Source organism: Noviherbaspirillum sp., from assembly GCF_035627455.1.
GTDB lineage: Bacteria > Pseudomonadota > Gammaproteobacteria > Burkholderiales > Burkholderiaceae_D > Noviherbaspirillum.
The window spans coordinates 1-21,017 of sequence record NZ_DASPLS010000083.1 but is presented as its reverse complement, the minus strand read 5'-3'; the positions used below and the strand labels follow the sequence as shown (position 1 = coordinate 21,017).

Sequence of the window (21,017 nt, the reverse complement as noted above, 5' to 3'; positions counted from 1 at the left end):
GGCCTGCCGGTATAATTCACCCCATTTCCGAAATCACTGAAACGGCCTTGCCGCCGTCGTCTTTTATCCCATGCTCGCTTCGCAAAAACAACAGATCGTCGACCTGTTCCAGGCCGCGCTCGCACCGATCGTCGCCGGAACCGAACTCAAGCCCAATGTCGTGCTGGAGCGTCCGCGCGACCCCGCGCACGGCGACATCGCCTGCAACATCGCGATGCAGCTGGCCAAGCCGCTGAAAAAGAATCCGCGCGAAGTCGCGCAGGCCATCGTCGATCACCTGCTCGCCAACAAGGGCGCGCTGATCGAGAGCGCCGAGATCGCCGGCCCCGGCTTCATCAACCTGCGGGTGGCGGCCGCCGCCAAGCAGGCGGTGGTGCATGCGATCCAGAAGGAAGGCGCCGCCTACGGCAAGGGCGGCAGCGGCGCCGGCAAGAAGGTGATGGTGGAATTCGTGTCGGCCAATCCGACCGGCCCGCTGCATGTCGGCCACGGCCGCCAGGGCGCATTGGGCGACGCGCTGTCCTCGCTGCTTGAGGCGCAGGGCTACGATGTCACCCGCGAGTTCTACTACAACGACGCCGGGGTCCAGATCGGCAATCTCGCGCTGTCGGTGCAGGCGCGCGCGCGCGGCTTCAAGCCGGGCGACGCGCAATGGCCGGAAGCCGCGTACAACGGCGACTACATCGCCGACATCGCGGCCGACTTCCTCGCGAAGAAGACAGTGTCGGCCAGCAACGGCTCGCCGGTCACCGCCAGCGGCGATGCCGACGATATCGAGTCGATCCGCCGCTTCGCAGTCACCTACCTGCGCCACGAGCAGGACCTCGACCTGCAGGCGTTCGGCGTGAAGTTCGACAACTACTACCTCGAGTCCTCGCTCTACACGGATGGCAAGGTGGAAGCCGCGGTGCAGGCGCTGGTCGCAGCCGGCAAGACCTACGAACAGGACGGCGCGCTCTGGCTGCGCACCACCGAATACGGCGACGACAAGGACCGCGTGATGAAGAAGTCCGACGGCACGTATACCTACTTCGTGCCGGACGTCGCCTACCACATCACGAAATGGCAGCGCGGTTACCAGAAGGTGATCAACGTGCAGGGCAGCGACCATCACGGCACCATCGCGCGCGTGCGCGCCGGCCTGCAGGCGGTCGGCCTCGGGATCCCCGAGGGCTATCCCGATTACGTGCTGCACAAGATGGTCACGGTGATGAAAAACGGCGAGGAAGTGAAGATTTCCAAGCGCGCCGGTTCCTACGTGACGGTGCGCGACCTGATCGAATGGTCGGCCGGCGATGCAAAAGAGGAAAACGGCGAGCGCGGCCTCGATCGTGATTTGACCCGTGGCCGCGACGCGGTGCGCTTCTTCCTCATCTCGCGCAAGGCCGATACCGAATTCACCTTCGATGTCGACCTGGCATTGTCGCAATCCGACGAGAACCCGGTGTACTACGTGCAGTACGCGCATGCGCGCATCTGCTCGGTGATGGCGCAGTGGGGCGGTGACGAAACGACACTGGTGGGCGTCGACCTGTCGCCGCTGGCTTCGCCGCGCGAAGCGGCGCTGTTGCAGAAGCTTGCCGAGTATCCGGAAATGTTACAAAAAGCCCTCGACGAACTCGGCCCGCATCAGGTAGCGTTCTACCTGCGCGATCTGGCGGGCGAGCTGCACAGCTACTACAACGCCGAGCGCGTGCTGGTGGACGACGCAGCCACCCGGATGGCGCGCCTGGCATTGATGCACGCGACACGCCAGGTTCTGCGCAACGGCCTGGCGTTGATCGGGGTATCGGCGCCGGCGAGGATGTAACAGCATGTAATCGAGGAAGTATGCATAAACATAACAGGCAACAGGGCGGAACCGTTTTAGGCATCATCATCGGACTGGTGATCGGCCTGGGCATCGCGCTTGCGGTGGCGATGGCAATCACCAAGACGCCGATGCCGTTTATGGACAAGTCGGGCCGGGTGAAGGCGGCGGAGCCGACTGCCGGCCAGAGCGCCGATCCGAACAAGCCCTTGTACGGGAACCGGAGCGCGGCCAAGGAATTGGCGAAGGACTTCGTGAAGGAGCCGGCGCCGCCGGAAAACACCGCCGCGCCGCAGGCCGACAAGAAGCCGGAAGTGGTGAAGGTCGATCCGAAGGGCGACGCCAGGGCGGAAGCGAAGCAGGAAAGCAAGGCGCCGGTGGTCGAGCAGTCGACGGTGGCCGTGAAGAAGCCGGATGCCGCCGACGCCAAGGCCGACAGCCAGGACGACAAGTGGAGCTACTTCCTGCAGGCTGGCGCGTTCCGCGAACAGTCCGACGCCGAAAGCATGCGCGCCAAGCTGGCGCTGATGGGCGTGGAAGCCAAGGTCTCCGAGCGGCAGGCCGACACCGGCACGCTGTACCGCGTGCGCGTCGGCCCCTTCGGCCAGATGGAAGCGATGAACAAGGTGCGCGGCAAGCTGTCTGACAACGGCGTGGATGCGGCTGTCGTGCGCATGGCGAAGTAATCCCGGAAATTTTTTCTACAAGCAAAGGAAGCGTATGCGTTTTCTTCAACATCTCCTCGCGGCACTGAGCCTTTCCCTGGTCGCCTTCGGCGCGGCCGCCTCGCCGGACAATCCGCAGAGCGGCGTCGACTACCGCACGCTGGACAAGCCGCAGCAGACCGACTCCGGCAAAAAGGTCGAGGTGACCGAATTCTTCTGGTACTCCTGCCCGCACTGCTTCGCTCTGGAGCACGACCTGGTGGCGTGGTTGAAGAAGCAGGGCGACCGCATCAACTTCAAGCGCGTGCCGGTGGCTTTCCGCGACTCCATGGTGCCGCAGCAAAAGCTGTTCTACACGCTGGAAGCGATGGGCAAGTTCGAGGAGCTGCACCAGAAGCTGTTCAACACCATTCACGTCGAGAAGAAGCGCGTCGATACCGATGCCGAGATCCTCGACTTCGTGGTCAAGAACGGCATCGACAAGCAGAAATTCCTCGACGTCTACAACTCCTTCGGGGTGCAGAGCAAGGCCAAGCGTGCCACGCAACTGATGCAGGCTTACCAGATCGATGGCGTGCCGATGCTCGCGGTCGACGGCAAGTACCTGACCTCGCCCAGCGTGGTCGGCGCCAGCATCGGCAGCAAGCCGGAACCGGTGCTGTTCCAGGCCACCTTCCAGGTGATGGACTGGCTGGTCAAGAAGAGCGCCCAAGGCAAGTAAGCCGGCAAGGTATTACACTGAAGCCCGCCATTTGCAGGAATGGCGGGCTTTTTGTTGTCCGCGGCGCTTGCCGGCCGTCCGCGGATTCCATGTCGACGAATGTAGAAGAAACAGAATGAAACGCATATTCATCACCGGCGCCTCCAGCGGGATCGGCGCCGCGCTCGCCCGGCGCTATGCGCAGCAGGGGGCGGCGCTCGGACTGCTGGCGCGCCGCCGCGAGACGCTGGAGCAACTCGTGCAGGCCCTGCCGCACGCCCAGCGCCATCGCATCTACCCGGTCGACGTGACCGATCATGCGGCAGTTGCGGCGGCTGCACAGGATTTCCTGCAGGCCCACGGCGGCGCGGATGTCGTGATCGCCAATGCCGGGGTCTCCGCCGGCACCCTGACCGAGCATGCGGAAGACCTCGCCGTGTTCGAGCGCATCATCGGCACCAACCTCACCGCGACGGTCGCCACCTTCGCTCCCTTCATCGCGGCGATGAAGCGGCAGGCGCAGGCCGGCAGCCGCGACTGCCGGCTGGTCGGCATCGCCAGCGTGGCCGGCATCCGCGGCCTGCCCGGTTCCGAGGCGTACAGCGCGTCGAAGGCGGCGGTGATCAGCTATTGCGAGTCGCTGCGGGTGGAATTGCGGTCGGCCGGCATCAGGGTCGTCACCATTGCGCCCGGCTACATCGACACGCCGATGACGCAGGCCAATCGCTATCCGATGCCTTTCCTGATGCCGGTCGATAGGTTCGCCGAGAAGGCGTGCGCCGCCATCGACGCCGGCACGGACTACCTTGTGATCCCGTGGCAGATGGGGATTGTCGCCAAGCTGCTGCGCGCGCTGCCGAACTGGCTGTACGACGCCGCTTTTTCCAGGGCGCCGCACAAGGCGCGCGCGGCGGGGAAGTGATGCTGGTCGATGCCGTCGGCCATGCGCATCAGCCGGTCGCGCCCGGCACCGCCCGCATCGTGTCGCTGGTGCCGTCCATTACAGAACTGCTGTGCGACCTCGGACTGGCCGCGTCGCTGGTCGGCCGCACCGGTTTCTGCATCCATCCGGCCGAGGTGGTGCGCGACATCGCGAAAGTCGGCGGCACCAAGGACGTGCGGGCGGACAAGGTGCGTGCGCTGGCGCCGACCCACCTGATCGTCAACATTGACGAGAACGAGAAGCCGACCGTGGACGCGCTGGCGCAATGGGTGCCCCATGTGGTCGTCACCCACCCGCTGGCGCCGCGCGACAACCTGGCGCTGTACCGTCTGCTGGGCGGCATCTTCGGCGCGGAGCAGCGTGCCGAGGCGCTGTGCGCGGAATTCGAACGCGAATATGCGCTGCTGCACGCCCTGCCGAAAGGGCGGCCGCGGACCATGTTGTACTGCATCTGGAAGGACCCGTGGATGACGGTGGGGTGCGATACCTATATCGCCCGCATGATGGAAGAAATCGGCTGGCAGGTATGGCAGCCGCCCGGGCAGGCGGCGCGCTACCCGGTGTTTGGCTGGTCGGACGAGCTTGCGCGCGCGGTCGACGGGGTGCTGCTGTCGACCGAGCCGTACCGCTTCACCGAAGCGCATGCCGACGCGCTCGAGCGGCAGGTCGGCAAACCGGTATGGCTGGTCGACGGAGAAATGATGTCCTGGTACGGAAGCCGGGCGATCGCCGGCTTGCGCTACCTTAGGGAACTGGCTATTTCTGGGTCGGGCGGCTGAGGCGCAGCAGCATGCGGATGAATTCGCGGGCGATCGCCTGATGGTGCGGGTCGAGCCTTTGCAGGTCGGCCACCAGCTTCACATCGGCCGATTCGAAACGCGCAGGGGCGCTGCCCCCTTCGCCGCCGCGTCCGTCGGCTCCGCCGAAGCGCAGCCACTCCGCGGGCACGCCAAGCCACTGCGCGAGCGTGCGCAGCTTTTCCTGGGTCGGAATCGCTTCGCCGACGAGCCACTTGCGTGCGGCATGCACGGTGATAGGACGGCCTTCAAACCGGATGTTGAATTCCCGTGCGAGTTGCGTCGGGCTGTCCGGCGAATATTCCGCATTTCGAAGCGCCATTTGCAGGCGCTCGCTAAAGCTTTCTCGTTCAATAGATGGGTTCATGACCGCGCACTATTCCATGACAGGGCTTGACAGTCAGTCAATAGATTGCAAGAACTGTTTGTGACCTAATGTGTTAAATCACTGTAACACATAATGACAAGCAGACATGCGTTTTTTACTCGTACAGACGACATGCTCTCTATGCCGGGAACGCGGCATAGCGTCAATAAGGTGAATACCGGTAGTTACCGGTCGGAGGGCGCGGAAGGGGGCGGAACGGCGGGTGACGGAGGGGGCGGCGGCGTGTCAGTGGCGGACGCAAAAGCGGATGATGCCGTCGCTGCCGGCATCGCGAACCAGCAAGCCGTCGAACCACAGCTTGTGCAGGTGCGCCAGCGCTTCGCCCATCGCAAACGTGAGCTGGTGCGCATCCAGCGCGCGCTTGAACATCAGCGGCACGATGTCGGCCGCCGACTGCGGCGATGCGCAAGCCGCGAGCACCTCGGCCAGGCGTTCGCGGTGATGGTCCTGCAGCTGGCGGATGCGCGTGTGCGCGCCGCGGAACGGCTTGCCGTGCGAGGGCAGCACCAGCGTATCTTCCGGCAGGTCGCGGAATTTTGCGATGGAATCGAGATAGAGCTGCACCGGGTTGGCCTCCGGTTCGACCGCGAACACCGACACATTGGTCGAGATACGGGGCAGCAGCATGTCGCCGGAGATCAGCGTGCCAAGCTCGGCGCAGTAGAGCGCGACATGCTCGGGCGAGTGGCCGAAGCCGGTGATGACGCGCCAGCCGTGCGCGCCGATGCGCACCGTCTGGCCATCCTGCAGCCGGGTGTAGGCGGCCGGCACCGCCGGCACCAGCGTCGGATAGTAGCTCCTGCGGCCGCGCAGCTTTTCGAGCACCGTCTCGTCGGTGGCGCCGTGACGCTGGAAATGCGGCAGCATCGCGGTGCCGTCCACGCCGGGCAGGGATGCCGACATCATGCGCGCGAAGCCGTATTCGCCGGTGCTCATCCACAGTGGCGCGTCCCAGCGCGAACACAGCCAGTCGGACAGGCCGACATGGTCGGGATGGCAATGGGTGGCGATCACCCGGCGCACCGGCTTGCCGGCCAGGCCGGTCGCGAACACGGTTTCCCAGGCCGCGCGCGTCGCATCGTCGGCGATTCCGCAATCGACGATGGTCCAGCCGGCATCGTCATCCAGCAGCCACAGGTTGATGTGATCGAGCGCGAACGGCAATCCCATGCGCAGCCAGTAGAGGCCGGGGGCGATTTCATGCAGCGCGCCGGGCGCGGGAATGGTGTCGCCGAAGGCGTAATCGAGTTGCGATTCGAGGGGGTTCATCCGTGCCGTTTCCGCTGATTAATTTTCATTTTTGCATGTTCACATTTGCGCGCCGCGCGTCTACAATGCGCTTTACGTTAACGTAAACTGCAACCGGTAAAGACCGATTCTAAACACAATCCGTTTTTGCTGCTGGAGACCACCGGAATTCCCATGCCGACCTACACCATCACCGAACTCGCGCGCGAATTCGACATCACGCCGCGCGCGATCCGCTTCTACGAGGACCAGGGTTTGCTCAGCCCGAAGCGCGAAGGCGCCGGCGGCCGCACGCGGGTGTACAGCGCGCGGGAACGCACCCGTCTCAAGCTCACGCTGCGCGGCAAGCGCCTCGGGCTCTCCCTGCAGGAAATCAAGGCGCTGGTCGACATGTACGAGTCACCCAAGGATACCACCGCGCAGCTCAAGCGCTTCCTCGCGGTGCTGGCGCAGCATCGCGAGACGCTGGAGCGCCAGCGCGAAGACCTGGAAGTGACGCTGGCCGAGATCGACGCGCATGAACAGGAGTGCCGGCGCCTGCTGGACGGCGAGAAGGCGGTGAAACCTGCGGTCAGGAAAGCCTCGCCGCGCAAGCTGAAGGACGCCGCCTGAACGGCACGGCTACCGTAGTTTCACCGTAACTGCTTTACGTTTACGTAAACGTAAATTGGCAGTATGATTTTCATCATCGGCAATCGAAGCGGCGCGCGCGCCCTTCGCTTGTCATAACTCCAACAACACGAGGACGACATGATTCATTTGCCCGGCTTGACCTTTGACCACGGCGAAGACATCGCTGCGCTGCGCGAAACCGTGCAGCAGTTCGCGCAGGCGGAAATCGCGCCGCGCGCCGCTGAAATCGACCGCACCGACCAGTTCCCGATGGACCTGTGGAAGAAGATGGGCGACCTCGGCCTGCTCGGCATCACGGTCAGCGAGGAATACGGCGGCACCGACATGGGCTACCTCGCGCATATCGTTGCGATGGAGGAAATCTCGCGCGCTTCCGCGTCGGTCGGCCTGTCCTACGGTGCGCATTCCAATCTCTGCGTAAACCAGATCAAGCGCAACGGCACCGACGAGCAGAAGAAGAAGTACCTGCCCAAGCTGATCTCCGGCGAACATGTCGGCGCGCTCGCGATGTCCGAGCCGAACGCCGGCTCCGACGTGGTCAGCATGCGCCTGCGCGCCGACTGGAAAGGCGACCACTGGGTATTGAATGGCACCAAGATGTGGATCACCAACGGTCCCGACGCCGACGTGCTGGTGGTGTATGCGAAGAACGACCTCGAAGCCGGCCCGCGCGGCATGACCGCCTTCCTGATCGAAAAGGGCTTCAAGGGCTTCTCGATCGCGCAAAAGCTCGACAAGCTCGGCATGCGCGGCTCGCACACCGGCGAGCTGGTGTTCCAGGATTGCGAAGTGCCGGCCGAGAACGTGCTCGGCGGCCTCGGCAAGGGCGTCAACGTGCTGATGTCCGGTCTCGACTTCGAACGTACCGTGCTGTCCGGCGGCCCGCTCGGCATCATGCAGGCGTGCATGGATGCGGTCGTGCCCTATATTCATGACCGCAAACAGTTCGGCCAGCCGATCGGCGAATTCCAGCTGATGCAGGGCAAGATCGCCGACATGTACTCCACCATGATGGCATGCAAGGCTTACGTGTACGCCGTCGGCCAGGCCTGCGACCGCGCCACGGCGCCGGAACAGGTGCGCGCGCTGCGCAAGGATGCAGCCGGTGCGATCCTGTATTCGGCTGAAAAGGCGACCTGGATGGCGGGCGAGGCGATCCAGGCCCTGGGCGGCAACGGCTACATCAATGAATATCCGGTCGGCCGCCTGTGGCGCGACGCGAAGCTGTACGAGATCGGCGCCGGCACCAGCGAGATCCGCCGGATGCTGATCGGGCGCGAGTTGTTTGCGGAGACGAAGTAAAAACCATCGCTGCACGCTTCCCTTCCCCTGCCTGGGGGAGGGGCAGGATGAAGGTGGTGAGGTTGAGCAAGGGACTGCGCACGCGCAACCGGAATATCGGGCGAGTCCGCGGGCACGCAAGCTCAATCGCCCAGCCCCCATCCCAACCTTCCCCCTTCGAGGGGGAGGGCAGGCAGCCAGAGCACTGTTGGCGGAGACAACCCATGCACGCTCCCGATCCCGATTACCGCAAGGTCGTTGAACACGGCTTCCGCGAAGCCGCCTTCTTGTCCGAGCTCGGCATTTCCCTTGTCGATTGCGGCCCCGGCTGGTGCGAATCATCGCTGCGCATCGCGCCGCGTCACCTGCAGCACACCGGCGTCATCCACGCCGGCGTGCAGGCGACCATCGCCGATCATACCGCGGGCGGCGCCGCGATGACCGTGACGCCGGCCGATCAGTTCATCCTGACCTCCGAATTCAAGATACATCTGCTGCGCGTCGGCAAGGGCGATGCGCTGCTGTGCCGCGCGCAGGTGCTCAAGCCCGGGCGTGCCTTTCATGTGGTGGAGGCGGAGGTTTTCGCGGTTGCCGACGGCCGCAAAACGATGATCAGCAAGCTGTCCGCCACCATGGCTGTGCTGGCCAGGAGCGCCGCGTGAACAGCAGCCGCCCAACCCGCGCCAGATTTCCATCATGACTACGCTGCATATCGCCACCCCGCTGCTGAAACACGACGCGCTGTCCGCCGCGTGCGGGCGGCATGTGATGCTGAAAATGGAGAGCCTGCAGCCGTCCGGCTCCTTCAAGCTGCGCGGCATCGGCCGCCTGTGCGAGCGCGCGGCGCAGCAGGGCGCGGCCCGCTTCGTCTGTCCGTCCGGCGGCAATGCCGGTTTTGCCGCCGCCGTCGCCGGCGTCGCGCTCGGCGTGCGCACCACGATCCTGGTGCCGCGCACCACGCACGAATCGGTGCGCTTCCGGATCGCCGCCACCGGCGCCGACGTGATCGTCCACGGCGACGTGTGGGACGAGACCAACGAGGAAGCGCGCCGCCTGTGCGAACAGCCGGACACCGTCTACGTGCCGCCGTTCGATCATCCCGACATCTGGGACGGCAACGCGACGCTGATCGACGAGGCGGTCGCGCAGGCGCACGAACACGGGCGCGACTTCGATGCCGTCATTTGCGCGGTCGGCGGCGGCGGCCTGCTATGCGGCGTCCTTGAAGGCCTGCACCGCAACGGAAAGGCGCATGTGCCGGTGATCGCGGTGGAAACCGCAGGTGCGGCCTCGCTGCATGCCGCCGTGCAGGCCGGGCAGCTGGTCACGCTGCCCGCGATCACCTCGATCGCAACCACGCTCGGCGCCAAGCGCGTCGCGCGGCAGGCGCTCGACTGGACGCGGCGCCACGAGGTGAGCAGCGTGACCGTCAGCGATGCGCAAGCGGTGCGCGCCTGCCTGCGTTTCGCCGACGACCTGCGCGTGCTGGTGGAGCCGGCCTGTGGCGCGGCTCTGGCGGTTGCATATGAGCAACTACCAGCCCTGAAAGAATTTCATGCGCCACTGGTCGTTGTCTGCGGCGGCATCGGGGTGGATTTGGCTAAACTGGAGGCTTGGAAGAACCACTTCGAGCAATAGACCATGCCCCAGACCGCCTTTCCCAAGCTGCTCTCTTCCCAGATCGCGTTCGACATCGCGCGCGCGATCCTGGATGGCTTCGACAAGCACTATCGCCTGTTCCGTGCGGAAAGCCAGGCTGCGCGCCGCTATTTCGAAAGAAGCGACTGGAAGACCGCCCAGGCCAAGGCGCGCGACCGTATCGCGTTCTACGACAAGCGGGTGCAGGAATGCGTGCAGGCGCTGGAGGATGAATACGACCAGGAAGAGATCGGCGACGAGGTGTGGCGCGAAGTGAAGCTGCATTACATCGGCCTCTTGATCAACCACAAGCAGCCGGAGCTGGCGGAGACTTTCTTCAACTCGGTGTGCTGCAACATCCTGCACCGCTCGTACTACCACAACGATTTCATCTTCGTGCGGCCGGCGGTGTCGACCGAATACATCGAAACCGACGAGCCGCAGCCGACCTATCGCGTGTACTACCCGGCCAAGGACGGCCTGCGCTTCACGCTGAAGCGCATCGTCACCAATTTCCAGCTGCAGCCGGCGTTCGCCGATCTCGACCGCGACATCGGCTTCGTCGAAGCGCGCATGCGCGCGATGTTCGGCAGCGACCTGATGGAGCCGAACCACCAGATCCAGGTACTGGCGTCGCTGTTCTACCGCAACAAGGGCGCCTACATCATCGGCAAGGGCATCAACGGCAACCGCATCTATCCGTTCGTCGTGCCGATCCTTTACAACCGCAAGGGCCAGCTGGTGCTGGACACGGTGCTGTTCGACCCGACGCTGATCACGGTGCTGTTCTCGTTTACGCGCGCCTACTTCATGGTCGACATGGAAGTGCCGTCCGCCTATGTGCACTTCCTGCGCACGCTGATGCCGTACAAGCCGCGCAGCGAGATCTACACCATCCTCGGCCTGCAGAAGCTGGGCAAGGCCGCGTTTTACCGCGATTTCCTGCACCACCTGCGCCATTCCTCCGACTGCTTCGAGGCGGCGCCCGGCATCCGCGGGCTGGTGATGGTGGTGTTCGCGCTGCCGTCCTTCCCTTACGTGTTCAAGGTGATCAAGGATCACTTCCCGCCGCCGAAGGAAACCACGCGCGCGCTGGTGAAGGAAAAATACCTGCTGGTGAAGAACCACGACCGCGTCGGCCGCATGGCCGACACGCTCGAGTACTCCAACGTCGCCTTTCCGCGCGAGCGCTTCGCGGCCGAACTGCTGGCCGAACTGAAGGAAGTGGCGCCGTCGATCGTCGAGGAAGAGGGCGATGAAATCATCATCAGGCACCTCTACATCGAGCGCCGCATGACGCCGCTCAACATCTGGCTGGCCGAGGCGGAAAAGCGCGGCGACCATGCGGCGCTGGAGCATGGCATGGTCGAGTACGGCAATGCAATCAAGGAGCTGGTGGGCGTGAACATCTTCCCCGGCGACATGCTGTACAAGAATTTCGGCGTGACCAAGCATGGCCGCGTGGTGTTCTACGACTACGACGAAATCGAATACATCACGGACTGCAATTTCCGCGCGATCCCGGCGCCCCGCAACGAAGAGGACGAGATGTCCAGCGAGCCCTGGTATCCGGTGGCAAAGAGCGATGTCTTTCCCGAGCAGTTCGGCACTTTCCTGCTCGGCAACCCCGAAGTAAAGAAGTATTTCCTGAAGCACCATGCGGACCTGCTGACCCCGCAGTACTGGCAGAACGCGAAGCAGCGCATCCTGGACGGCCAGATCGAGGACGTGTTCCCCTATCCGCAGGAACTGCGCTTCAGCTACAAACCCCTACCCCCCGCGGCGCAGGCCGCCTAGCAACCCTACTGGAGATAGATGATGAACGATCCTATTGTTATTGTCGGCGCAGCCCGTACCCCGATGGGTGCCTTCCAGGGCGATTTCTCCGCGCTGTCGGCAAGCGACCTCGGCGCAGTGGCGATCCGTGCCGCCGTCGAGCGCGCCGGCCTGGAGCCGCAGTTCGTAAACGAAGTCCTGTTCGGCAACTGCCTGATGGCCGGCCAGGGCCAGGCCCCCGCGCGCCAGGCGGCGATCAAGGCCGGCATCCCGGTGTCCGCCGGCGCGGTGACGCTGTCGAAGATGTGCGGCTCGGCGATGAAGGCGGCAATGTTCGCATACGACTCGCTGATCGCGGGCAGCAACGAGGTGGTGGTCGCCGGTGGCATGGAATCGATGACCAACGCGCCCTACCTGATCCCGAAGGCGCGCGGCGGCTACCGCATCGGCCACGCGATGATGTACGACCACATGATGCTTGACGGCCTGGAAGACGCCTACGAGAAGGGCCGCTCGATGGGCACCTTCGGCGAGGAATGCGCGGCCAAATACGAGTTCACCCGCGAAGCGCAGGATGCGTACGCGATCGAGTCGGTCAAGCGCGCGCAGGCAGCGAACAACGACGGTTCCTTCAAGTGGGAAATCGCGCCGGTGACGATCGCCGGCAAGGCCGGCGACGTGGTGGTCGACAAGGATGAAGGCCCGCTCAAGGCGCGCCTCGACAAGATCCCGTCCCTCAAGCCGGCGTTCAAGAAGGACGGCACCATCACCGCCGCCTCCTCTTCCTCGATCAACGACGGCGCGGCGGCCCTGGTGATGATGCGCGAATCGACCGCGCAGAAGCTCGGCTGCAAGCCGATCGCCCGCGTGCTCGGCCATGCGACCCATTCGCAGGAACCGAACTGGTTCACCACCGCGCCGATCGGTTCGATCGAGAAGCTGTACAAGAAGCTGAACCTGACCACCAAGGATGTCGACCTGTTCGAGATCAACGAGGCGTTCGCGGTGGTGCCGATGGCCGCGATGCGCGACCTCGGCATCGCGCACGACAAGATCAACATCCACGGCGGCGCCTGTGCGCTCGGCCACCCGATCGGCGCTTCCGGCGCGCGCATCATCGTTTCCCTGATCGGTGCGCTGAAGAAGACCGGCGGCAAGATGGGCGTGGCGTCGCTGTGCATCGGCGGCGGCGAAGGCACCGCGATGGCGATCGAGCTGGTGTAACAACCTGCATCCGGCCCCTTCCCCCTTTCCGGGGGAGGGGACTGGCAGCAGGAACTTTGAACGACTTTTCTTCGGACTCGATCATGCCCACCGCCCTCATCCTCGGCGCCTCGCGCGGCATCGGCCGCGAATTCGTGCGCCAGCTGCTTGCCGCCGGCTGGCACGTGCACGCCACCGCCCGCGACGACGCGTCGCTCGCGGACCTGAAGCAGGCCGGCGCACAAGCGTACAAGCTCGACGTCGCCAGTCCCGATTCGCTGGCCGGCCTCGGCTGGCAGCTCGACGGCGAAAAGCTCGACCTCGCGGTGTACGTGGCCGGCGTGTACGGCCCGCAGGGGCAAAGCCCGAAGGCGCCGCCGGCCGCGCAGGATTTCGACAAGGTCATGCACACCAACGTGCTCGGCGCGATGCAGGCGATCCCGCTGGTCGCGCCGATGGTGGAGGCGGCGCAGGGCACATTCGCCTTCATCAGCAGCGGCATGGGCAGCATAGCCGAGACCGATAGCAGCTACGGCTGGATCTACCGTACCTCGAAGGCGGCGCTGAACATGGCGGTCAAGAGCGCCGCGCTCGACTATCCGGCGGCGACCTTCGTCGCGCTCTGCCCCGGCTGGGTGCGCACCGACATGGGCGGGCCGAATGCATCGATTGCAGTCGATGAAAGCGTTGCCGGCTTGCTGAACGTGATCGGCAACCTGAAAAAAGAAGACAGCGGCACTTACAGGAATTACGCCGGCCGCAACCTGGCCTGGTAAAGGGGAAAATGATGGTTCTGTCAGAACAACATGAAATGATCCGCGACGCACTGCGCAGCTTTGCGCAGGAACGCCTTGCGCCGAATGCCGCGCGCTGGGACAAGGAACACCACTTCCCGAAGGAAGAGCTGAAGGGACTGGCTGAACTCGGCGCCTTCGGCGTCGCGGTGCCGGAGCAGTACGACGGCGCCGGCCTCGACTACCTGTCGCTGTCGCTGGTGCTGGAGGAAATCGCCGCCGGCGACGGCGGCACCTCGACCATCATCTCGGTCAACAACTGCCCGGTGTGCAGCATCGCGATGATGTACGCCAACGAGGCGCAGAAGGAACAATGGCTCAAGCCGCTTGCGCGCGGCACGATGCTCGGCGCGTTCTGCCTGACCGAGCCGCATGTGGGCAGCGATGCCGCCGCGTTGCGCACCACCGCCACCCGCGACGGCGACCATTACGTGCTGAACGGCGTGAAGCAGTTCATCACCAGCGGCAAATATGCGGATGTCGCGATCGTGATGGCGGTGACCGACAAGGCCGCCGGCAAGAAAGGCATCAGCGCCTTCTGGGTGCCGACCAATACGCCCGGCTACGTCGTCGCCCGGCTCGAGGAAAAGATGGGCCAGCATTCCTCGGATACCGCGCAGATCCTGTTCGAAAACTGCCGCATTCCGGCGCAGAACCTGATCGGCGAGGAAGGCCAGGGCTACAAGATCGCGCTGTCCGGCCTGGAAGGCGGCCGCATCGGCATCGCATCGCAGGCGGTCGGCATGGCGCGCGCCGCGTTCGATGCCGCGCTCGCCTATGCGAAGGAACGCACCAGCTTCGGCAAGCCGCTGTTCGAGCACCAGGCGGTGCAGTTCAGGCTGTCGGACATGGCCACGCAGATCGAAGCGGCGCGCCAGCTGATCTGGCACGCGGCCAGCCTGAAGGATGCCGGCAAGCCCTGCCTGAAGGAAGCGGCGATGGCCAAGCTGTTCGCCACCGAGATGGCCGAGCGGGTCTGCTCGGATGCGATCCAGGTGCACGGCGGCTACGGCTATGTGAGCGACTTCCCGGTCGAACGCATCTACCGCGACGTGCGCGTTTGCCAGATCTATGAAGGCACCAGCGACATCCAGAAGATCCTGATCGGCCGCGCGCTGGCGTAAGAGGAAACGATGGCGCGGCTGGATTTCTATTTCGACTTTTCCTCGCCGTACGGCTACTTTGCCGCGACGCGCATCGACGCGCTCGCTGCAAGGCATGGACGCACGGTGAAATGGCACCCGGTCCTGCTCGGCGCCGTATTCAAGACCACCGGCAGCGTGCCGCTGGCGACGGTGCCGCTGAAGGGCGAATATTCGTTCCGCGATTTCGAACGCACCGCGCGCTTTCACGGCATTCCGTACCGGCGGCCGGCGAACTTTCCGATCGCGACCCAGCTCGCCGCCCGCGCCATGACGTGGATAGACCAGAGTTTCGGCGAGGCCAAGGCGGTGGCGTTCGCGAAGGCGGCCTATGCGGCGTACTTCGTCGACGGCGCAGACATCACGCAGCCGGAGGGGATCGGCCGTGCCGCGCAGGCGGTCGGGATCCGCACTGATGCGATGCTGGAGGGGGCCAACAGCCAGCCGGTCAAGGATGCGCTGAAGGCGCAGGTGGATGCGGCGATGGCGCGCGGCGTATTCGGCTCGCCCTTCGTGATCGCCGACGGCGAGCCGTTCTGGGGTTTCGACCGCTTCGACCAGCTCGAGGCATTTTTGAAAAACGGAAAGATCTGAGGGGAAGACGCGATGGCGATGAAGAAGGGCTACAAGGCGCTGGTCGATGAAGCGATGGCGCAGGTGAAGACCTACAGCGTGGAAGAAGCGAAGGCCAGGCTGGGCGACCCGGACGTGCAGTTCGTCGACGTGCGCGATCCGCGCGAGCTGGAGCGCGAAGGCGTCATCCCCGGCGCGTTCTCCGCGCCGCGCGGCATGATTGAATTCTGGGTCGATCCGGATTCGCCCTACTTCAAGCCGGTGTTCGGCGAGAACAAGGAATACATCTTCTTTTGCGCCGCCGGCTGGCGCAGCGCGCTGACCACCAAGACAGTGCAGGACATGGGCATGGACAAGGTCGCGCATATCGAAGGCGGCTTTTCCGCCTGGAAGGCGGCCGGCGGCCAGGTGGCGGAGAAAGCGAAGAAGGCGTAATGGCAAAGAAGGAATCGTCTGCCTGCCCCTGCGGCGGCGCGAGCTATGCGGACTGCTGCGGCCGCTTCGTCGACGGCGGCGACTTGCCGGCGACGGCCGAGCAGCTGATGCGCTCGCGCTACAGCGCGTACGTGCTGCGCAAGGAAGACTACCTGAAGGCGAGCTGGCATGCGAGCACCCGCCCGGCGGATGCGATCGCGCAGGACGACGGCACGAAGTGGCTGGGGCTGGAAGTGAAAAGGCATGTGCCGGCGGGCGATGCGGCGATGGTGGAATTCGTTGCGCGCTACAAGGTCGGCGGGCGCGCGCACCGGCTGCATGAGGTCAGCCGCTTCGTGCGCGAGGACGGCAAGTGGTTTTATATAGATGGCAGTTTTCCGGAAAGACAACAATGACAATACTCGAATCGAAACTCAATCCGCGTTCGGAAGATTTCAGGGCCAATGCGGCAGCCATGCAAAAGATCGTGGACGACCTGAAGGAAAAGGTGGCGAAGATCGCGCAGGGCGGCGGCGAGGAAGCGCGCAGGAAGCACGTCGCGCGCGGCAAGCTGCTGCCGCGCGACCGGGTGCAGATGCTGCTCGACCCGGGCACGCCCTTCCTCGAACTGTCGCAGCTGGCCGCATACGACATGTACGACAATGCCGCGCCGTCGGCCGGCATCATCACCGGCATCGGCCGGGTGGCCGGGCAGGAATGCGTGATCGTATGCAATGACGCCACGGTCAAGGGCGGCACCTACTATCCGATCACGGTGAAGAAGCACCTGCGCGCGCAGGAGATCGCCGACCAGAACAACCTGCCCTGCATCTACCTGGTCGATTCCGGCGGCGCCAACCTGCCGAACCAGGACGACGTGTTCCCCGACCGCGACCACTTCGGCCGCATCTTTTACAACCAGGCCAACCTGTCGGCCAAGGGCATCCCGCAGATCGCGGTGGTGATGGGTTCCTGCACCGCCGGAGGCGCGTATGTGCCGGCGATGAGCGACGAGTCGATCATCGTCAAGGAACAGGGCACCATCTTCCTCGGCGGCCCGCCGCTGGTGAAGGCCGCGACCGGCGAAGTGGTGAGCGCCGAAGACCTCGGCGGCGGCGACGTGCATACCCGGCTGTCGGGCGTGGTCGACCATCTCGCGCAAGACGACATGCATGCGCTGTCGGTCGCGCGCACCATCGTCTCCAATCTCAACCGCAGGAAACCGCAGCCGCTGTTGCTGCGCGAGCCGGTGCCGCCGAAGTACGACCCGAGCGAACTGTACGGCGTAATCCCGGCCGACACCCGCAAGCCCTTCGACGTGCGCGAAGTGATCGCGCGCATCGTCGACGGCAGCGAATTCGACGAGTTCAAGGCGCGCTACGGCACCACGCTGGTATGCGGCTTCGCGCATATCTTCGGCATGCCGGTCGGCATCATCGCCAACAACGGCATCCTGTTCTCGGAATCGGCGCTGAAGGGCACCCACTTCATCGAACTGTGCTGCCAGCGCAAGATCCCGCTGGTGTTCCTGCAGAACATCACCGGCTTCATGGTCGGCCGCAAGTACGAGAACGAGGGGATCGCGCGCAACGGCGCAAAGATGGTGACCGCGGTGTCGACCGCCGCCGTGCCGAAATTCACCGTGATCATCGGCGGCAGCTTCGGCGCCGGCAACTACGGCATGTGCGGCCGCGCATTCTCGCCGCGCATGCTATGGATGTGGCCGAATGCGCGGATTTCCGTGATGGGCGGCGAGCAGGCGGCGAGCGTGCTGGCCACCGTCAAGCGCGACGGCATCGAAGGCAAGGGCGGCAGCTGGTCGAAGGAAGAGGAAGAGGCATTCAAGGCGCCGATCCGAGACCAGTACGAACACCAGGGCCATCCGTATTACGCCTCCGCGCGGCTGTGGGATGACGGCGTGATCGACCCGGCCGATACCCGCATGGTGCTCGGTCTGGGGCTCTCCGCATCGCTGAATGCGCCGATTCCCGAGACCAAGTTCGGCGTGTTCCGGATCTGACGACAGCGTATGGAAGGAAACAACGTGAACTGGCAGACAATCGATGTGAGCATCGCGGCGCAGGTCGCCACCGTGACCCTGAACCGGCCCGACGTGCGCAACGCATTCAACGAAACCACGATCGCCGAAATCACGCGGGCATTCGGCGAACTCGGGCAGACTGCGGCGCTGCGCGCGATCGTGCTGGCGGCCAACGGTCCGGCGTTCTGCGCCGGCGCCGACCTGAACTGGATGAAGAAAATGGCCGGCTACACGCACGACGAGAATCGCGCGGATGCGGCGCAGCTGGCGGAAATGCTACGAACCATCTACACCTGTCCGAAACCGGTAGTTGCAAAAATCCAGGGCGATTGCTACGCCGGCGGCATGGGGCTGGCGGCCGCCTGCGATATCGCCATCGCCAGCGAGGCTGCGAATTTCTGCCTGAGCGAGGTCAAACTCGGCCTGATTCCTGCGACAATCTCGCCCTACGTGATCATCGCAATGGGCGCCAATGCCGCGCGCCGATATTTCCTGACGGCGGAACGCTTTTCCGCGCAGGAGGCGCAGCGCATCGGTTTCGTGCAGCAGGCGGTGGCGCCGGAAGCGCTGGATGGCGCGGTCGCAGACATCGTCAAGGCATTGGTCACGAACAGCCCGAATGCGGTAAAGGAAGCCAAGCGCCTGGTGCAGGACGTCGCCGGCCGGCCGCTGACGGCGGAGCTGATCGCCGACACCGCGGAACGCATCGCCGACATCCGCAGTTCGGAGGAAGGCAGGGAGGGCGTGAAGTCGTTCCTGGAGAAGCGCAAGCCGGGGTGGCTGGGTTAAGCATAAAGAACGGTCCCTTCCCCCTCTCAGGGGGAAGGTTAGGATGGGGGTGCGGAGGTTGAACGATAGAAGGCGTATCAAACCGGAAAGAACCATCAATGCAAGAGCCTTGAGAAGCGACCTGACAATCGCCGAATACAAGCTCTGGCAGGCATTGCGAGGGAAGCAGGTTGGAGCATGCCGATTTCGCCGCCAGCATCCAATCGGCCGTTATATCGCGGACTTCGCCTGCATCAACAAAATGCTGGTCATCGAACTCGACGGCGGCCAGCATCAGGAGCAAACGGAATATGACAATCGGAGAACAGCGGCTTTGCAACAACAAGGCTGGCGGGTTCTTCGGTTCTGGAATAACGATGTATTGGAGAATTTTGAAGGGGTATTGGCTGTTGTAGCCGATGCTTTGGCCGTCGTACCCCCATCCCAACCTTCCCCCTGCAAGGGGGAAGGAGCCGTCCAGTAGATGCATTACGTGGAGCAGTACTTGAACGCAAGTCTCACAACCGACCGGGTCGCGAACGACTGGATCGCACGCAGCAAGAAGAGCGTCTGGCACCCGTGCACGCAGATGCAGCACCATGAAACGGTGCCGCTGGTGCCGGTCAGCCACGGGCGCGGCGCGTGGCTGTACGATGCCGACGGCGGGCGCTACCTGGATGCGATCAGCTCCTGGTGGGTGAACCTGTTCGGCCATGCGAATCCGCGCATCAATGCGGCGCTGAAGGAACAGCTCGACCTGCTCGAACATGCGATGCTGGCCGGCTTCACGCACGAGCCGGTGATTGCGCTGTCGGAAAAACTGTCCGCGCTTACCGGCCATGCGCTCGGCCACTGCTTTTATGCGTCCGACGGCGCCTCCGCGACCGAGATCGCGCTGAAGATGAGCTTCCATTACTGGCGCAACAGCGGCAAGGACGGCAAGCGCGAATTCGTGTGCCTGAAAGGCAGCTACCACGGCGAGACCGTCGGCGCGCTGGCGGTCACCGATGTCGCGATTTTCCGCGATGCCTACGGCCCGCTGCTGCAGCAGGCCCATGTCGTGATGTCGCCCGACGCGCGCGCCGCCGGCGAAGGCGAATCGGCCGCCGATGTCGCGCGCCGCGCCGCGGGGGAACTCGAAACCCTGCTGCGGCAGAGGAGCGAGTCGATCGCGGCGGTCATCATCGAGCCGCTGGTGCAATGCGCGGCAGGCATGGCAATGTATGACCCGGTCTACCTGCAACAGGTGCGCGCGCTGTGCGACCGCTACCAGGTGCACCTGATCGCCGACGAGATCGCGGTCGGCTGCGGCCGCACCGGCACTTTCTTCGCCTCGGAACAAGCCGCGAACCAGGATGGCACGGCCTGGCCGGATTTCCTCTGCCTGTCCAAGGGCATCAGCGGCGGCTACCTGCCCTTGTCGCTGGTGATGACGCGCGACGCTATCTACCAGGCGTTCTACGACCCGGATCTGGCACGCGGCTTCCTGCACTCGCATTCCTATACCGGCAATCCCCTCGCCTGCCGCGCGGCGCTGGCGACGCTGCAGATCTTCGAGGAAGACGATGTGCTGCGCCGCAACCGCGAGCGATCGCACGCCATCGCCGCCGCGTTCGCGCCGCTGAGAGACCACCCGAAGGCGCGGCATTTCCGGCAGCGCGGCATGATCCTGGCCTTCGACGCGGTGGTCGACGAGCCGGACAAGGCGGCGACCTTTTCACGCCGGTTCTTCACCGAAGCGCTGCGGCAGGAATTGCTGCTGCGCCCGATCGGCCGCACCGTGTACCTGATGCCGCCCTACATCCTCGACGACGAGGAGATCGCGCTGCTCGCCGCACGCACGCAGGCGGTGTTCGACCGGGTGCTGGGGGCATGACGATGGAACTGCTCGCCGCGCTCGAACAGGACCTGCAGCAGCTCGACCGCCAGGGGCTGCGCCGCCGGCGCCGGGTCGCGGATACGCCCTGCGCGCCGCAGGCGACGGTGGACGGGCGCGAACTGCTTGCCTTCTGCAGCAACGACTATCTCGGCCTGGCCGCGCATCCAAGCCTGGTCGACGCCTTGCGGGAGGGTGCGGCGCGCTACGGCGCCGGCAGCGGCGCGTCGCACCTGATCAGCGGCCATTCGCGCGCGCATGCGCTGCTGGAAGAGCGCTTTGCCGGATTCCTGGCGCCGCACCTGGAAGCGCCGCGCGCACTGTATT

22 protein-coding genes and 1 pseudogene are annotated in these 21,017 nt (G+C 64.6%); 21 read left to right on the top strand and 2 right to left on the bottom strand.

The window, feature by feature from the left end; all coding sequences use genetic code 11:
* Nucleotides 1-70 precede the first annotated feature (70 nt).
* The 5 genes from argS to VEC01_RS15730 all read left to right on the top strand — a co-directional run bounded on the left by argS (nt 71) and on the right by VEC01_RS15730 (nt 4,897).
* On the top strand, nt 71-1,810 hold the full coding sequence (gene argS, locus VEC01_RS15750) for an arginine--tRNA ligase (RefSeq protein ID WP_324901852.1): 1,740 nt from the start codon (nt 71-73) through the stop codon (nt 1,808-1,810).
* A gap of 20 nt (nt 1,811-1,830) precedes the next feature.
* Nucleotides 1,831-2,496 (top strand): SPOR domain-containing protein, encoded by a 666-nt coding sequence (locus tag VEC01_RS15745; RefSeq protein WP_324901851.1) that lies wholly within the window; start codon nt 1,831-1,833, stop codon nt 2,494-2,496.
* Nucleotides 2,497-2,530: 34 nt separating this feature from the next.
* Nucleotides 2,531-3,196 carry a thiol:disulfide interchange protein DsbA/DsbL gene (locus VEC01_RS15740; protein ID WP_324901850.1) on the top strand — a complete coding sequence of 222 codons (666 nt, stop codon included), beginning with the start codon at nt 2,531-2,533 and terminating at the stop codon, nt 3,194-3,196.
* A gap of 115 nt (nt 3,197-3,311) precedes the next feature.
* Nucleotides 3,312-4,097, top strand: coding sequence for an SDR family oxidoreductase (locus VEC01_RS15735; RefSeq protein WP_324901849.1), 786 nt, complete (start codon nt 3,312-3,314; stop codon nt 4,095-4,097).
* Nucleotides 4,097-4,897: a helical backbone metal receptor gene (locus VEC01_RS15730; RefSeq protein ID WP_414691461.1), complete on the top strand. Its 801-nt coding sequence runs from the start codon at nt 4,097-4,099 to the stop codon at nt 4,895-4,897. Before VEC01_RS15735 ends, VEC01_RS15730 begins: the two co-directional genes overlap by 1 nt.
* On the opposite strand, the gene VEC01_RS15725 is transcribed toward VEC01_RS15730, so the two are convergent.
* Nucleotides 4,875-5,282 (bottom strand): hypothetical protein, encoded by a 408-nt coding sequence (locus VEC01_RS15725; protein ID WP_324901847.1) that lies wholly within the window; start codon nt 5,280-5,282, stop codon nt 4,875-4,877. The genes VEC01_RS15730 and VEC01_RS15725 overlap by 23 nt on opposite strands.
* A gap of 246 nt (nt 5,283-5,528) precedes the next feature.
* Entirely contained in the window at nt 5,529-6,572 is a 1,044-nt protein-coding gene (locus VEC01_RS15720) for an MBL fold metallo-hydrolase (protein ID WP_324901846.1), read from the bottom strand.
* Between the two features lie 153 nt (nt 6,573-6,725).
* On the opposite strand from VEC01_RS15720, the gene VEC01_RS15715 reads away from it, so the two are divergent.
* From VEC01_RS15715 to VEC01_RS15640, 16 genes and pseudogenes are all read left to right on the top strand, one after another.
* On the top strand, nt 6,726-7,163 hold the full coding sequence (locus VEC01_RS15715; protein WP_324901845.1) for a MerR family DNA-binding transcriptional regulator: 438 nt from the start codon (nt 6,726-6,728) through the stop codon (nt 7,161-7,163).
* Nucleotides 7,164-7,301: 138 nt separating this feature from the next.
* Entirely contained in the window at nt 7,302-8,486 is a 1,185-nt protein-coding gene (locus VEC01_RS15710) for an isovaleryl-CoA dehydrogenase (RefSeq protein WP_324901844.1), read from the top strand.
* 203 nt (nt 8,487-8,689) lie between these two features.
* On the top strand, nt 8,690-9,127 hold the full coding sequence (locus VEC01_RS15705; protein ID WP_324901843.1) for a PaaI family thioesterase: 438 nt from the start codon (nt 8,690-8,692) through the stop codon (nt 9,125-9,127).
* Between the two features lie 34 nt (nt 9,128-9,161).
* Nucleotides 9,162-10,103 (top strand): pyridoxal-phosphate dependent enzyme, encoded by a 942-nt coding sequence (locus tag VEC01_RS15700; RefSeq protein ID WP_324901842.1) that lies wholly within the window; start codon nt 9,162-9,164, stop codon nt 10,101-10,103.
* Nucleotides 10,104-10,106: 3 nt separating this feature from the next.
* A complete protein-coding gene (gene aceK / locus VEC01_RS15695) occupies nt 10,107-11,900 on the top strand; it encodes a bifunctional isocitrate dehydrogenase kinase/phosphatase (protein ID WP_324901841.1) in 1,794 nt (597 codons plus the stop codon).
* A 21-nt stretch (nt 11,901-11,921) separates the two neighbouring features.
* Nucleotides 11,922-13,103, top strand: a complete 1,182-nt coding sequence (locus VEC01_RS15690) for an acetyl-CoA C-acetyltransferase (protein ID WP_324901880.1) — start codon at nt 11,922-11,924, stop codon at nt 13,101-13,103.
* 83 nt (nt 13,104-13,186) lie between these two features.
* Nucleotides 13,187-13,858 (top strand): SDR family oxidoreductase, encoded by a 672-nt coding sequence (locus VEC01_RS15685; RefSeq protein ID WP_324901840.1) that lies wholly within the window; start codon nt 13,187-13,189, stop codon nt 13,856-13,858.
* A gap of 11 nt (nt 13,859-13,869) precedes the next feature.
* A complete protein-coding gene (locus VEC01_RS15680) occupies nt 13,870-15,000 on the top strand; it encodes an acyl-CoA dehydrogenase family protein (protein WP_324901879.1) in 1,131 nt (376 codons plus the stop codon).
* A gap of 9 nt (nt 15,001-15,009) precedes the next feature.
* A complete protein-coding gene (locus tag VEC01_RS15675) occupies nt 15,010-15,612 on the top strand; it encodes a 2-hydroxychromene-2-carboxylate isomerase (RefSeq protein WP_324901839.1) in 603 nt (200 codons plus the stop codon).
* Nucleotides 15,613-15,624: 12 nt separating this feature from the next.
* Nucleotides 15,625-16,026: a rhodanese-like domain-containing protein gene (locus VEC01_RS15670; RefSeq protein ID WP_324901838.1), complete on the top strand. Its 402-nt coding sequence runs from the start codon at nt 15,625-15,627 to the stop codon at nt 16,024-16,026.
* Nucleotides 16,026-16,421 carry a YchJ family protein gene (locus VEC01_RS15665; RefSeq protein WP_324901837.1) on the top strand — a complete coding sequence of 132 codons (396 nt, stop codon included), beginning with the start codon at nt 16,026-16,028 and terminating at the stop codon, nt 16,419-16,421. Before VEC01_RS15670 ends, VEC01_RS15665 begins: the two co-directional genes overlap by 1 nt.
* Complete coding sequence (locus tag VEC01_RS15660) at nt 16,418-18,025, top strand: carboxyl transferase domain-containing protein (RefSeq protein ID WP_324901836.1); 1,608 nt, start codon at nt 16,418-16,420, stop codon at nt 18,023-18,025. The genes VEC01_RS15665 and VEC01_RS15660 overlap by 4 nt, the downstream gene beginning before the upstream one ends.
* A 24-nt stretch (nt 18,026-18,049) precedes the next feature.
* Nucleotides 18,050-18,835, top strand: coding sequence for an enoyl-CoA hydratase/isomerase family protein (locus VEC01_RS15655; protein ID WP_324901835.1), 786 nt, complete (start codon nt 18,050-18,052; stop codon nt 18,833-18,835).
* A gap of 43 nt (nt 18,836-18,878) precedes the next feature.
* The gene (locus VEC01_RS15650; protein WP_324901834.1) at nt 18,879-19,298 is read left to right on the top strand and encodes an endonuclease domain-containing protein; all 420 of its coding nucleotides are present in this window, start codon (nt 18,879-18,881) and stop codon (nt 19,296-19,298) included.
* Complete coding sequence (gene bioA / locus VEC01_RS15645) at nt 19,299-20,690, top strand: adenosylmethionine--8-amino-7-oxononanoate transaminase (RefSeq protein WP_414691460.1); 1,392 nt, start codon at nt 19,299-19,301, stop codon at nt 20,688-20,690.
* Between the two features lie 2 nt (nt 20,691-20,692).
* Nucleotides 20,693-21,017: pseudogene (locus tag VEC01_RS15640) on the top strand (8-amino-7-oxononanoate synthase); the annotation flags it as partial.